Annotated in this window: 13 protein-coding genes; 8 read left to right on the forward strand and 5 right to left on the reverse strand. The window is 71.0% G+C overall.

What is annotated here, in order from left to right:
* Positions 1 to 959: hypothetical protein (locus tag ABZS54_RS31130; RefSeq protein ID WP_355543520.1), on the reverse strand; the 959-nt coding region annotated here is incomplete at its 3' end.
* 212 nt (positions 960 to 1,171) lie between these two features.
* On the opposite strand from ABZS54_RS31130, the gene ABZS54_RS31135 reads away from it, so the two are divergent.
* Together ABZS54_RS31135 and ABZS54_RS31140 are read left to right on the forward strand one after the other, a co-directional pair.
* A complete protein-coding gene (locus ABZS54_RS31135; RefSeq protein ID WP_355543523.1) occupies positions 1,172 to 1,675 on the forward strand; it encodes a hypothetical protein in 504 nt (167 codons plus the stop codon).
* Between the two features lie 90 nt (positions 1,676 to 1,765).
* Complete coding sequence (locus ABZS54_RS31140; RefSeq protein ID WP_355543526.1) at positions 1,766 to 2,251, forward strand: DUF1269 domain-containing protein; 486 nt, start codon at positions 1,766 to 1,768, stop codon at positions 2,249 to 2,251.
* A gap of 64 nt (positions 2,252 to 2,315) precedes the next feature.
* Here ABZS54_RS31140 and ABZS54_RS31145 read toward each other — a convergent pair whose 3' ends face one another.
* Positions 2,316 to 3,980 carry a serine/threonine-protein kinase gene (locus tag ABZS54_RS31145; RefSeq protein WP_355543529.1) on the reverse strand — a complete coding sequence of 555 codons (1,665 nt, stop codon included), beginning with the start codon at positions 3,978 to 3,980 and terminating at the stop codon, positions 2,316 to 2,318.
* A 19-nt stretch (positions 3,981 to 3,999) separates the two neighbouring features.
* The gene (locus ABZS54_RS31150) at positions 4,000 to 4,962 is read right to left on the reverse strand and encodes a DMT family transporter (RefSeq protein WP_355543532.1); all 963 of its coding nucleotides are present in this window, start codon (positions 4,960 to 4,962) and stop codon (positions 4,000 to 4,002) included.
* A 219-nt stretch (positions 4,963 to 5,181) separates the two neighbouring features.
* Here ABZS54_RS31150 and ABZS54_RS31155 point away from each other — a divergent pair, with 219 nt between their 5' ends.
* The gene (locus ABZS54_RS31155) at positions 5,182 to 5,943 is read left to right on the forward strand and encodes a rhomboid-like protein (protein WP_355543535.1); all 762 of its coding nucleotides are present in this window, start codon (positions 5,182 to 5,184) and stop codon (positions 5,941 to 5,943) included.
* Here the strand turns inward: ABZS54_RS31155 and ABZS54_RS31160 are convergent.
* Positions 5,934 to 6,410, reverse strand: a complete 477-nt coding sequence (locus ABZS54_RS31160; RefSeq protein ID WP_355543538.1) for a hypothetical protein — start codon at positions 6,408 to 6,410, stop codon at positions 5,934 to 5,936. The two genes, ABZS54_RS31155 and ABZS54_RS31160, sit on opposite strands and share 10 nt — an antisense overlap.
* 295 nt (positions 6,411 to 6,705) lie before the next feature.
* Between ABZS54_RS31160 and ABZS54_RS31165 the strand changes: the two genes are divergently transcribed.
* The 4 genes from ABZS54_RS31165 to ABZS54_RS31180 all read left to right on the forward strand — a co-directional run bounded on the left by ABZS54_RS31165 (position 6,706) and on the right by ABZS54_RS31180 (position 12,032).
* Positions 6,706 to 6,909 (forward strand): cold-shock protein, encoded by a 204-nt coding sequence (locus tag ABZS54_RS31165; protein ID WP_020554660.1) that lies wholly within the window; start codon positions 6,706 to 6,708, stop codon positions 6,907 to 6,909.
* A gap of 379 nt (positions 6,910 to 7,288) precedes the next feature.
* Entirely contained in the window at positions 7,289 to 8,857 is a 1,569-nt protein-coding gene (locus tag ABZS54_RS31170) for a DEAD/DEAH box helicase (RefSeq protein ID WP_355543541.1), read from the forward strand.
* Between the two features lie 218 nt (positions 8,858 to 9,075).
* The gene (locus ABZS54_RS31175; protein WP_355543546.1) at positions 9,076 to 10,317 is read left to right on the forward strand and encodes an Ig-like domain-containing protein; all 1,242 of its coding nucleotides are present in this window, start codon (positions 9,076 to 9,078) and stop codon (positions 10,315 to 10,317) included.
* Between the two features lie 212 nt (positions 10,318 to 10,529).
* A complete protein-coding gene (locus ABZS54_RS31180; protein ID WP_355543548.1) occupies positions 10,530 to 12,032 on the forward strand; it encodes a serine/threonine-protein kinase in 1,503 nt (500 codons plus the stop codon).
* Between the two features lie 65 nt (positions 12,033 to 12,097).
* Here the strand turns inward: ABZS54_RS31180 and ABZS54_RS31185 are convergent, their stop codons facing one another.
* Positions 12,098 to 12,565, reverse strand: coding sequence for a MarR family transcriptional regulator (locus ABZS54_RS31185; protein WP_355543551.1), 468 nt, complete (start codon positions 12,563 to 12,565; stop codon positions 12,098 to 12,100).
* Positions 12,566 to 12,802: 237 nt separating this feature from the next.
* Between ABZS54_RS31185 and ABZS54_RS31190 the strand changes: the two genes are divergently transcribed.
* Entirely contained in the window at positions 12,803 to 13,258 is a 456-nt protein-coding gene (locus ABZS54_RS31190) for a tellurite resistance TerB family protein (protein WP_355543554.1), read from the forward strand.
* The last annotated feature ends 107 nt before the right edge of the window (positions 13,259 to 13,365 follow it).

Consider the following 13,365-nt stretch of genomic DNA (forward strand, 5'->3'; position numbering starts at 1 on the left):
GGCCGCGCCGGGCCGGCCAGGAAGGCGGCGACGGCGATCGCGGCGGCGACGACCGCCAGCGTGCGGGTGGTCTCGCGCAGGAACCGCACCAGCGCGTCGAAGATCGCCGCACCCGCGTCCCGGGAGATCTCCGGCGGCAACTCGTCCAGGTAGTAGCGGCGGGCGACGACGAGCCCGATCGCGAGCACGAGCAGGGCGAGCAGAGTGCCCAGCGCCGCCCACATGATCACCGCACGGCGACGCGGTGCGACGCATACGCCCACGACGAAGAGCAGCACCACCACGACCGGCAGCCAGGTGCCCGCGGTGTTCAGATAGCGGAACGCGTCCTGCCCCTTGCGTAGCCCGTTGCGGTGCAGCAGCACGAACCGGTGTTCGGTGCTCGGGATGTTCGTCGCGATCGAGAAGCCCTGGCCCACCAGACTCTGCCGGACCCGGTCGACCATCGGACCCAGGTCCAGCACCACCTCGCCGCCGGACGAGGTCACTGCGGCGTCGTCCTTGCCCTCCAGCGCGCGCACCGCGGACTCGTGTGCGACCCGGAGCGCGTCGCGCCACACGACAGCGAACGCGTCGGTCGTGACGAACGCGCGCGCGGCCTGATCGGCCACGCCGGTCAACAGGCCCTGGATCGCTCCGGAGGCCGGACCCGACCCGTTGTTCGGATCCAGCCCGAGCGCCTCGCGCAGCGCGTCGGTCAGCCCCGCCACGTTCACTGCCCGCGCGACGGCCTCGGCCACCCGATCGGCGACCTCGGCCTGGACGGACGGGTTCGAGGACAGCGGCGCCAGCGTGGCGACGAAACGATCGGTGTCGCCGACCTCGTCGTCCGCCCAAGCGGCCGTCACCGCGACCGGGGTGAGGACGCAGGCCAAGGCCACCAGCACGCACGCCAGGGCGAGCCGCAACCGGTGCCGGCCCCGGACCCGCTCGCCCGATTCGGATGCTGACTCGGACATCGATGTCGTCCTCCCCGCTCGTGACCAGGTGTCCCGGGGCGGGTTCCATCAAATCCGCGTATCTACTCCGATTCGAGAAAAGGTGCAAAATATTACAGGACATGTCAAAGTGCGAGAACACCGACTCGCAAGGTCGCGGATCCTCCGCGACGGCAGGCGATCGGTACGAGGCAAGACCTTCCCGGCCGCCCGGCCGGGGTTGGGAGTAGGCCATGAACAGCACAACCCGCAGGTCGAGCGCTTGGTCCGGGTGGGTGGCTTTCGCCGGATGCACCCTGCTCGTCCTGGGTGTCCTCAACCTCTTCCAGGGGTTTACGGCACTGTTCTCGGACGGGTACTTCGTCACCCGTTCGGGTGACCTCCTGGTGTGGAACTACAACACATGGGGCGTCATCCTGCTGGTCTTCGGCGGGTTGCAAGTGCTCGTCGGCGGGGGACTGCTCACCGGCGCGACCTGGGCCCGTGTGGTCGGTACGTTCCTGGTGATGCTGAACATCATCGGCGAGATCGGCTTCCTGGCCGCGCACCCGGTTTGGTCCACCATCGTGATCGCGCTCGACCTGGTGGTCCTGTTCGCGCTGACCGTGCGCTGGGACGCCGCCAAGGGCTACTACTCGGACGAGACCGCCTCCGAATGGCAGGCCCGGGACGAAGGACGCCGCACCGGCGCCGGCACACACCGCCGGGACGCCGAGCGCGACGAACCGATGGCGTAGCGGCAGACAGTCCGCCACGCACGGACCCGACGGGTCTCGTGTGTGGCGGACTGTCGGTGTCTTGTCCGGATCGATGTCGGAGGTCGTTTCGTGTCCACGCTCACCGTCTGGAAGTTCCCCACCGTGCACGGCGCCGCCGACGCCGAGCAGACGCTGCTCGCGCTGCAGAAGCAGGAACTCGTCCAAGTGCACGACGCGGCCGTGGTGTCGTGGCCCGCGGATGCCAGGAAGCCCAAGACGAAGCAGTTGAACAGTCTCACCGGGATCGGCGCGCTGTCCGGCACCTTCTGGGGGATGCTCTTCGGCCTGATCTTCTTCGTGCCGCTGCTGGGCGCGGCGATCGGAGCCGCGGCGGGCGCGCTCGGCGGCAGCATGAGCGATGTCGGCATCGACGACGACTTCGTCGCCGAGGTGCGGCAGCAGATCACCCCCGGCACCTCCGCGCTGTTCGTGATGACCTCGAACGCGGTGGTGGATCGGGTACACGAGGCGTTCGGCGGGGCTCAGGCCGAACTGGTGCGCAGCAACCTGTCCGGCGACCAGGAGGCCAAGCTCCGCGAGGTCTTCGCGGACTGACGGCGGCGCCCACCGGCGGGCCGGACCCAGGCCCTGCCCGGTCCGGCCCGCCGGCACGCGGGTGCTACGAGCGCAGCCACATCGCTTCCTGCCCGCGGCCGTGGGCGTCGAGAAAACGGGCGAGTTGACCGGCCGCCGCGGGGTGACCCTCGGCCAGGGCACGGCGGTACATGTCCTCCGCCTCGCGGGCGCGGCCGCGGCGCTCCAGCACGCCGGCGAGGCCTATCGCGGCGTCCGGGTGGCCCTCGGTGAACGCGCGGCGGTAGAGCTTCTCCGCCTCCTTCAGCCGGCCGCGCGCGCCCAGCAACCCGGCCAGGTTGACCGCGGCCTCGGGGTGGCCCTGCGCATAGGCGTGCCGGAACAACTGCTCGGCCTCGTCCGGGCGGCCGGAGCCGGCCAGGAGCAGACCGAGGTTGTTCGCCGCGTCGTCGTGACCGTGCGCCGAGGCGTGTCGGAAGAGCATCTCGGCCTCCGGCGCCCGGCCGAGCCGCACCAGCAGCCGGCCCAGGTTGTTCGCGGCGTCCGGGTGGCCCTGCGCCAACGCGTGGCGATACAACTCCTCGGCCTCGCCGGTTCGGTGGTGAGCCGCGAGCAGGTCGGCGAGATCGTTCGCGGCCTCCGGGTGGTTGCGGGCCAGCGCCTCGCGGTACAGCGCCTCGGCCTCGCTCTCGCGGCCGGTGTCCGCGAGGTGGTAGGCGAGTTGTACGGCGGCGTCCGGATCGCCGGCCGCCGCCGCCCGGCGCAGTTGCGCCTCGTCGTCCTCGACGGACGCCGGGCCGGACGCCGGGCCGGACGCCGCGATGAAGCCCGGGAACGGAGCCGGGAAGGGCGGCGGGCCGAGCGGGGGCTGCGAGGGGGCGGCCGGGGCCGGCATCAGCGGTGGTGCGGCGGGCGGCCGGGGGCGGTCCGCCGAGGCCGGCGGGGGAGTCTCGGTCAGCCGCGCGGCGACCGAGGCCGCGTCGGCCGGGCGCTGTGCGGGGTCCTTCGCCAACAGGTCCAGGACCAGCCGGCTCAGCTGCGGCGGCACGTCCGCGCGGCGCCGCTCGGGAGGCTCCGGGATCGATTCGAGCTGGGCGTACACCGTTGCGGCGGCGTCGCCGGTGCCGAACGGCGGGGTTCCGGTGAGTAGTTCGTAGAGCACACAGCCCAGTGCGTACAGGTCCGAGCGCGGCTCGGCGGGCCGCCCGCGCAGCCGCTCCGGCGAGGTGTAGGCAAGCGTGCCCAGCAGGCGCGTGCCGGCCGCGGCGACCGCCGCGAGGTGCCCGGCCAGGCCGAGGTCGAGCACCCGCACCCGGCCGTCCTCGCACACGACCAGATCGGCGGGCTTGAGGTCGCCGTGCACCAGACCGGCCCGGTGCGCGTGCTCGAGCGCGGCGCAGATCTGGGCCGCCCATGCCGACACGCTCGCCGGTTCGGGCAGGCCCGCGCGCAGCGTCGCCCGCAGGTCGCGGCCGGTGAGCAACTCGGTGACCAGGAACGGCGTGCCGTCGGTGTCCTGCCCGACGTCGAGGACGGCGACCAGGCCCGGATGGGCCAGGGTCGCGGCGGTCCGCGCCTCACGCACGAACAGCGTCGCGGCCTCCTCGTCGGGCGGCCCGTGCAGCAGCTTGACCGCGACATCGCGGGAGTCGGTGAGGTCGCGTGCGGCCCACACCCGACCGAGTCCACCGCGACCGCGCTGTTCGACAAGCTCGTACCGATCCGCCAGGATCCGACCCACCGCTGTCACGACATCTCCCTCGTCCCCGTCACCGTCCGGGGAGATCCTGCCGCACGGGCGGCCGATCGGTGGCCTTCGGGTCGGGCTCGACGACCGGCCGGCGGGCACCGCCCCGGGAGACCGCGACGCCGGCCAGGCACAGCGCGCCGCCGACGAACGTGAGCGGGCCGGGCACCTCGCTCAGGAACACCCAGGCGAGCAGCACCACGATGGCCGGCACCGCGTAGGTGGTGCTGCCCATCTTGCCCGCGGTGGTGCGGGCCAGCGCGTACGCCCAGGTGGTGAAGCCCAGCGCGGTGGGAAAGACGCCCAGGTAGATCACGTCGAGCGTGGCCGACAGCGGCGCGTCGGCGCTCTGCTCGACCAGTTGCCCGGCGAACGGCAGGCAGCACAGCATCCCGATGAAGCAGCCGTACGCGGTGACCTGGAGCGCGGAGGCGTGCCGCAGCGCGGGCTTTTGCGCGACCACGCCGGCCGCGTAGGACAGCGCGGCGAGCACGCACAGACCCACGCCCAGCAGTGGGGCCCCGCCGCCGTCGGACATCGAGACGCCCACCACGACCGCGCCCGCGAACGAGACGCCGATGCCGGCCAGCAGGCGCGGTGCGAAGCCCTCCTTGAGCAACCAGCCGCCGAGCAGCGCGATCGCGATCGGGCCGATGTTGACCACCATCGCCGCGGTGCCCGCGTCCACCTTGCGTTCGCCCCAGTTCAGCACCGCCATGTACACGCCGAACCACAGTACGCCGGAGAGCACGATGCCGGGCCACGCGGCGCGCGGCGGGAAACCCTCGCGGCGGACCAGCACGATCGCACCGAGCACCAGCGAACCGGCGAGCATCCGCCCCAGGGCCAGCGCTCCGGGCGCGAAGTGCGCGCCCGCGCTGCGGATGGACACGAACGCGGACGCCCAGAAGACGACCGTGACGGCGGCCGCCGCGACGGCGCGCCGATCGACGCCGGTCGCCGGGCGAAGACGTGTATCCGACATCGCGTGGACCCCTCTGTGCCGGCGGCCCGGGTCGGCCGCTTTTGAAGCGTTCACCGGTGGCGGACGCGCTCTCGAACACGACGGTAGGTGGCGGTCGTTTCGGCGCCCACCGAATCGTGCGCCGTCTCGGATCCGGGCCGGGCCGCGGCGACCCGGCTTCGTGATGCAGCATGGTGGTTTCGCGCCGCGTCCCCGCGCCGGCACAAGGAGAGTCGCACCGTGAGTCGGAACCCCGCGAGCCACCTGCGCGGCCTCGTCGGATATCCGCGACGCAGCCCCGCGACGTTCGCCGTGCTGATCCTGCTCGCGATCACCGGGGTCGTGGTCGGCCGACTCATGTCCGAGACCGCCGCCGATCGACTCCTGGACGAGATCAGCACGAACCTCGACAACCTGCACCACCACCCGGTGCGCGCGATGGCGGGCAGCCTGATGGTCGCGGACGTGCACGGCACCCTGTTCGGCAATGTGCTGACCATCGGGTTCGGGCTCGGGGTGTGCATGGCGTTCCTGGAGCACCGGGTCGGCACGCTGCGGGCGGTCGGCGTCACGGTGCTCGGACACGTGGGTGCGACGCTCGTCACAGCGGTGGTGCTGATCGTGGCGATCGACGACGGCACCTATCCACCGGACACCCGGTACACGCTCGACTACGGGGTGAGTTACGCCTCGATGGCGGCCATAGCGGCGGTCACGCCACTGCTGCCCGGGTGGCTGCGGCCCTGGTGGGCGCTCGCGTGCCTGCTGTACCCGTTCTCGTCCGCGCAGTGGTTCGGCGATCTTCCGGACTTCACCACGATCGGGCACGTCTCGGCGGCGCTGATCGGCCTCGGGTCCGGATTCCTGTTCTCGGGGCGGCTGCGGCCGGCGTCGCGGCAGGTGCCTGCCGGCGCCGCGCTCCCGCCGGCCGCGGACGTGCTCCCGGAGGTCGCCGGGAACGGGACGGCGCAGCCGGGCGGGGCGCGTTCGGGTCAGGCCTGAACCGGCGGCACCCGCCACTCGATCTGCACGCGCTCCTCCAGCGGCAGTTCCTCCGGGCCGAGCGCCACGTGGTCGATGACGTAGCGGAAGAGCAGCACCACGGCGTCGGACTCCATGTCCGGCAGCGTCTCGCGGGTGGCCCCGAGCACGTCCAGGAGCAGCACCGGGTCGGATTCCAACTCCTCGATCTCCTCGGCCAGTTCGGCGTCGAGGTCGTCACCCGCGGCGAGCGCCGCGATGGACCGGGCGACGAAGGCCGGCTCGGTTTCGAGGCGGACCAGCACCTGCTCGGTGACGAACGCGTCGAGCAGATCGGCGTCGATGTCGATGCCGCCGCCCGCGCACCCGCACCCGTCGCCGCAACCGCTGGTCGCGCTGACGTCCTCCAGCGTGAGGGGGGTGCCGATGGCGGAGAGGGAGATCGGCTGGGCCGAGTCGTCGGACGCGGGGAAGTCGGAGGAGGACACGCGAACCCTTCGGGAGGCTGGGAGGTCGGCCGGGGGACCGGCGGAGCGTCCATGGTCGCACCCGGTGTCCGAGCGCGCGGCCGGCACGGGATCGAGGAGATCCCGCCGGCCGGGTCGTCCGGCGTGCTAACGTTAATTGCTGCTGTGGTTCCCATGGAATTTTCTGTGCGCCTGCTGGTTGTAGCCAACAGGTGCACTTTTGTTTTTCCGGTGTCCAACTCCGGGCGGGGTAATCAGCAACGATTCGGGTCTCGCAGGGTGCGAGATCCCGGTACTGCCCCGAAGGGGAAGATACGTGGCTACTGGCACCGTGAAGTGGTTCAACGGCGAAAAGGGCTTCGGCTTCATCGAGCAGGACGGTGGCGGCCCCGACGTCTTCGCCCACTACTCGAACATCAACGCTCAGGGCTTCCGTGAGCTGCAGGAGGGCCAGAAGGTCTCCTTCGACGTCACGCAGGGCCAGAAGGGCCCGCAGGCGGAGAACATCAACATCGTCTGACCTGTCTCATGGGCGTGGCCTCGGCCGCGCAGCGAGGGCCCGCGCCGCAAGGTGCGGGCCCTTCCCGTGGCCGGCGGCCCCTTCGGGGCGGCGGTCCTTCCGACCGGGAAGGCCACGGTGCACCACCCCAGGCGGATGCCACATGTCCGCCGATCAGGACCCTGCCCGACGCGACCTCGTCGCGCGGCCTCGCACGGTCCGGCACATCGGCCGCCGCTCTTCGGCAGGCGCCCGACCGTTGCGCACTATCTCGACGCGAGTGACCCGAGTCACCACGTCGGTTCTTTTTTCAGCTAGTCCGGCTCGTTCTTGCGACTCCTTGTGCGGCGTCATGCCGCGGAGACGTCCTCGATACGCGCCGCATCGAGGAAGGTTCTCCATGAATCGCACCCCCCGCTCCAACGACCGATACAGCCGCACCGGCGGCAGCGCCGGCGGCCGCAGCGGCGGCTACGGCGGCGGCTCCGGTGGCGGCCGAGGCCGCGGCGGCGCCCCGTCGGGCAACCGTCGCAAGCCGATGACCGCGGGTCCGGTGGCCGAGTTCGCGCTGCCGGTCAGCACCACGCCGTCGCTGCCCGCTGTGGGCTCGTTCGCCGAGTTGGACATGCCCAAGCCGCTGCTGTCCGCGCTCACCCGTCAGGGTGTCACCGAGCCGTTCCCGATCCAGGCGGCCACGCTGCCCAACGCGCTGGTCGGCCGGGACGTGCTCGGTCGCGGTCGGACCGGCTCGGGCAAGACGCTCGCGTTCGGTCTCGCGCTGCTCGCCCGGATCGCCGGTCGGCGGGCCGAGAGCAAGCAGCCGCTCGCGCTGGTCCTGGTGCCCACCCGCGAACTCGCGCAGCAGGTCACCGACGCGCTGATGCCGTACGCCAACTCGGTCCAGCTGCGGATGACCACGGTCGTCGGCGGCATGTCGATCGGCCGCCAGGCCAGCTCGCTGCGCAACGGCGCCGAGGTCGTGGTGGCCACCCCGGGCCGACTCAAGGACCTGATCGACCGCGGCGACGCGCGGCTGGACGCGGTCGGCATCACGGTGCTCGACGAGGCCGACCAGATGGCCGACATGGGCTTCATGCCGCAGGTCACCGCGCTGCTCGACCAGGTGCAGCCGGACGGCCAGCGGATGTTGTTCTCGGCCACGCTCGACCGCAACGTCGACCGCCTGGTCAAGCGCTTCCTGTCCGACCCGGTCGTGCACTCGGTCGACCCCTCGCAGGGCGCGGTCACCACGATGGAGCACCACGTGCTGCACGTGACCGAGGCCGACAAGCACACCGCCGCGACGCACATCGCGGCGCGTGAGGGCCGGGTGATCATGTTCATGGACACCAAGCACGCGGTGGACCGGCTCACCCGCCAGATGTTGCAGAGCGGCGTCCGCGCCGCGGCGCTGCACGGCGGCAAGTCGCAGCCGCAGCGCACCCGCACCCTGGAGCAGTTCAAGAGCGGGCACGTCACCGCGCTGATCGCGACCAACGTCGCGGCGCGCGGGATCCACGTGGACGGTCTGGACCTGGTCGTCAACATCGACCCGCCGACCGACCACAAGGACTACCTGCACCGCGGCGGTCGTACCGCGCGCGCCGGCGAGTCGGGCAGCGTCGTGACGCTGGTCACGCCGAACCAGCGCCGGGAGATGGCCCGTCTGATGATGATCGCCGGCATCGAGGCGTCGACCATCCAGGTCCGCTCGGGTGACGAGGAGCTCACCCGGGTCACCGGCGCGCAGGTGCCCTCGGGCGTCCCGGTCGTGATCTCCTCGCCGATCTCCGAGACCCCGCGTCGCGGCGGCTCGGCCGGCGGCCGCGGTCGCGGTCGTCGTCCCGGCCAGGGTGGCGGCAGCGGTACCGGACGTCGTCCGTCCGCTGCGGCCGGTGCCTCCTCGACCCGTACCGGTGGTTCCACCGCCGGCGGCGGCACCCCGCGCCGGCGCACCGCAGCCGCGTAGCCGCCGTCCGCCGGTCGACCGGCGGACGTATCGCGAGCGATCGCCAACTCCGAAGCCGCGTCCGGGATTTCTTTCCCGGGCGCGGCTTCGCGTCGTGTGGCGCGCTCGGTTGCGTCGAAGCGGTGTCGACACCGTCACATCGCGCGCGGGCATGGGGAATTGATCCGCATTGTTACTGTTGAACGATTCCCGGTCGTTCAAGTTCGTGAGGTCAGCACGTGCGAAAGCCCCTGATATCCGGCTCCCGCAAGGGGCTTCGTGTGGTTGCGCTGCCGTTGGTCGCGGCTGCCGTACTGCTCGCGGGCTGCGGCTCGGGAGGGGCCGACAAGGCGGCGAAATCGGACGCGGCGCAGGAGAATTCGGGCTCGGGCAAGAATGAGGCGAAGGACACACCGGCGCGGGTGAGCGTGGATCCGGCGGACGGCGCCCAGGGGATCGTGCCGGGCAAGCCGGTTACGGTGACCGCGGACTCCGGGACGCTGGCCTCGGTGCGTGTCGTGGACGCGCAGAACCGGGCGATCGAGGGCTCGGTGGCGCCGGACGGCCGTACCTGGACCTCGACCACGCGGACCGTGCCGGGCGCGGCCTACACGGTGACCGCCACGACGCGCGACAAGAAGGGCGTGGAAAACACCTCCGTGGCCGGCAGGTTCGGCACGCTCAAGGCCGACGTCGTGAACAAGGTCACACTGCGACCGGCCAACGGCGGCACGTTCGGCGTCGGCCAGCCGGTGTCGGTGATGTTCGATTACCCGATCCAGGACAAGGCCGAGGTCGAGCGCAACCTCAAGGTCACCACCGCCCCGAACGTCGAGGGCTCGTGGGGCTGGACCAAGGACCAGTCCGGCAAGGACCGGGTCGACTGGCGGCCGCGCGAGTTCTGGCCGAGCGGCACGAAGATCACCCTGAACGCGAACCTGGCGGGCGTGGCCGGTGCCCCGGGCGCGTACTTCACCCGCGACTACGAGAGCACCTTCACGGTCGGCACGAACCGGGTCGTCGAGGTGGACGTGCCCAAGCACCGGCTGACCGTGATCGAGGACGGCGTACCGGTCAAGACGATCAAGATGTCGGCCGGTTCGAGCGAGTTCCCCACCCGCGGCGGCACGCACGTGATCCTGAACAAGAACGCCAAGGAAACGCTCGACTCGACCACGGTCGGCCTCGGCGACAGCTACAAACTCCCGGACGTCCCGTGGGTGGTGCACTTCACCTCCTCCGGCACCTTCTTCCACTCGGCAGCGTGGAACACCGCCAACATCGGCGTCGCCAACACCAGCCACGGCTGCGTCGGGATGACCGTCGCCGACGCCGAGTGGTTCTACAACCGGGTCCAGGTCGGCGACCCGGTCGTGGTCAAGGGTTCGTCCAACACCGAGGCCACCGCGCCCGGCAACGGCTTCGGCAACTGGCAGTCGAGCTACGACCAGTGGAAGGCCAAGAGCGCTCTGGCGAGCTGAGCCTCGCCCGCCGGACCGGCTCCCGACGCCGGATCACCCTGAACCGATCACCCCGCACCGGCGTCTCGTTCGGTGGAGCAGCGGCCGACCGGGCCGGATCGTCCCGACGGTCGCCGCGGCGATGCGTCATCACCGGGGATCTCGGGCGATCGTATTGTTCGAGGCGGGAGTTCGGGCGGGTGTCCCGGCTCCTACGGGGGTGTGGTGTGCGGGTGACAGTGTTGGAGGAACCCGTCGAGGTGGGCGGCTATCGCCTGCTGCGGCAACTCGGCTCCGGCGGGATGGGGCGGGTCTACCTCGGCCGCTCCGTGCGCGGGAGCTTTGTCGCGGTCAAGGTGATTCGATCCGAATTGGCCGACGACGCGGAGTTCCGGGTGCGGTTTCGCCGTGAGGTGGAGGCGGGTCGGCGGGTGACCGGGCCGTGGACCGCGGCGGTGCTCGACGCCGATCCGGATGCGGCCCGACCGTGGCTGGTCACCCGGTTCGTCGCCGGACCGTCGCTGCACGAGGCGGTCCGTACGCACGGGCCGTTGTCCGAAGAGGCGGTACGGGCCCTGGGTGCCGGGCTCGCCGCAGCGCTGGCGACCGTGCACGAGGCCGGACTGGTGCACCGCGACCTCAAACCCTCCAACGTGTTGCTCACCCTGGACGGCCCGCGACTGATCGACTTCGGCATCGCCCGAGCCGCCGATGCCACCGCGCTGACCACCACCGGGGTATCCGTCGGGTCGCCCGCGTTCATGTCGCCGGAGCAGGCCGACGGCCGGGAGGTCGGCCCGGCCGGCGACGTGTTCTCGCTGGGTTCGGTGCTCGTGCACGCGGCGACCGGGGTCGGACCGTTCGGCGAGGGCAACGACCAGGCGCACATGTACCGGGTGATCGGCCATGAGCCGAACCTGTCCCGGGTGCCCTACTCGATGCGTCTGGTGATCGAGGCGTGCCTGCAAAAGGACCCGGACCTGCGTCCGACCCCGGAGCAGATCGTCGCGGCGCTCGCCCCCGAGGCGAATCCGCGCGTGTTGTTCGGGCCCGGCTGGCTGCCCGGCGGCGTGGTGGAGACGATGGCCCGGCGGGCGGTGGACCTGCTGGAGATCGAGACCGAACCGGTACCGGCCGACGACCTCGCGCCGACCCGGATCGCGGGCGCGGAGCCCACGCGCGTGGCGCAGGCGCAGGAGACCCGGCTCGACCCCGAGTCGGCGGATGCCGCGGTGGCGCGGCAGACCGGGAGGCGACGCGGATTGTGGTGGAAGTACCCGCTTGTCCTCCTGCTCGGCGCGGGTATGACGGCCGGCGCGCTGTACGCGACCGTGGGGTTGGGGAAGAAGGACAAGCCGGCGGCGAAGAACCTGTCGTCGACTCCGGCGCAACTGCCGGTCGAGTTCGCGCACAAGTGGGAGGGTTTGTTCCCGATGCCCCCGGATCTCGGGGTGCCCCTCAAGGTCGCGGTCACGCTGAGCAGGGGCCAGGTCGGGGACCTGGTGGGCCGGGTCACCTATATGAACGCATATGGCGCGGTGATGTGTGAGACGCCGATGAGCCTGAAGGAGTACGCCAGGGGACGGATCGTGCTGGGCGGCGGTATTCGACCGGACAGCTCCGGCTTCTGCGCCCGCAACGACGCGCTCCTGTCGATCGCGGCCGACGGCACCCTCGAATTCGCCTCGACCGACACCCTGAACCGCACCTTCGCCACGACGCTGCGCGGGGTGTGACGCGGCACCGGTGCGATCGGGAGGACCGCCCGCCGCCGCGTCACCGACCTCCGTGGGTAATGCGCCTAGACCAGGGTGCCACCGGTGTTCCGGATCATCCGCTGGAGCACCTTCAGCGTGGTGACGTAGTCGGCGTCGTCGATGCCCTCGTGGATGCGGGCCCGGATCGCCGGGGCGTGCTCCTTGAGATCGACACGAGCCTGTTCGCCCGACTCGGCGATCCACAGACGTCCCCTGGTGTCCTCGGTGAGCCAACCGCGCTCCAGCAGGACGTTCGCCTCCGCCCTCAGGTCGTCTTCCGGCCTGAGGTAAGAGCTCATGGCCTGCCGGAGTTCGGGGATGGTCATGCCGTGGCCGTCGGGGGAGATGTCGTTCTTCGACAGGTTGCGCAGCAGCCAGTACTGGGGCTGGGTGAAGCCGAGTTCGGCCTGTCGGGCTCGGGTGAAGGAGATGAGGGCCTCGTAGGCCACCCCGGTCCAGTACGCGGCCGGCTGGGCGGCGAGTTCGGCGTCGGAGGTGTGCTGGATCGTCATCTGTGATGCCCCCTGGGAATGATCGCTGGTGGAAACACCGTAGGAATTCAAGTGAGCTTGAGGTCAACATCGATCTCGACGCTGCCCTGTCGACGGTTTCGGACACCCGTCGAGTGCCGGGTCGAGCGTGGCTTGCCGAATGGATTCTGCAACCGCCGTGGAGGAGAGGTATCTTCTACGGGTCTGTAGATCAATGGCTCGAAGCGTGCGTGCGTGTGCGCGAGACAGGGGACTCCGATGGCTCTGTGGGACAAGTTCAAGCAGTCGGCCCAGACGATGCAGGGGCAGCTGGAGGCGAAGAAGAACGAGTTGAAGAGCGGTGGTTTCCGGGACGCGAGCATGGCGATCTGCGCGCTGGTGGCCGCGGCCGACGGCTCCATCGATCCGGCCGAGCGGCAGCGGGTCACCGCGCTGATCACCACGAACGACGTGCTGCGCAACTTCGCCGCGAGTGACCTGGAGCAGCGCTTCGAGGCGTACCTGGCCAAGCTCACCGCCGACTTCGAGTTGGGCAAGGTGTCCGTGCTCCAGGACATCGCCAAGGTCAAGAAGAAGCCGACCGAGGCGCGAGCGGTGATCCAGATCGGCATCGTCATCGGCGGCGCCGACGGCCAGTTCGACAAGACCGAGCAGGCCGTCGTGCGGGACGCGTGCTTCGCGCTCGACCTCGCGCCGGTCGAGTTCGGCCTGTGATCGAGGTCGGGTTCGGCGGCGAGGCGTAACCACGCGGCCGGGCCGGCCAACCCTTTCGAGGGACCGATTCCGCCCGACGGCCGATGTTCGTCGGGCGGGATCCGGGG

Source organism: Embleya sp. NPDC005575 (genome assembly GCF_040605455.1).
GTDB lineage: Bacteria > Actinomycetota > Actinomycetes > Streptomycetales > Streptomycetaceae > Embleya.

Excerpts from the sequence above, each read along its gene's own strand:
- ABZS54_RS31150 (WP_355543532.1), bottom strand. The coding sequence starts at position 4,962 with ATGTCGGATACACGTCTTCGCCCGGCGACCGGCGTCGATCGGCGCGCC.
- ABZS54_RS31190 (WP_355543554.1), top strand. The coding sequence starts at position 12,803 with ATGGCTCTGTGGGACAAGTTCAAGCAGTCGGCCCAGACGATGCAGGGG.
- ABZS54_RS31185 (WP_355543551.1), bottom strand. The coding sequence starts at position 12,565 with ATGACGATCCAGCACACCTCCGACGCCGAACTCGCCGCCCAGCCGGCC.
- ABZS54_RS31170 (WP_355543541.1), top strand. The coding sequence starts at position 7,289 with ATGAATCGCACCCCCCGCTCCAACGACCGATACAGCCGCACCGGCGGC.
- ABZS54_RS31135 (WP_355543523.1), top strand. The coding sequence starts at position 1,172 with ATGAACAGCACAACCCGCAGGTCGAGCGCTTGGTCCGGGTGGGTGGCT.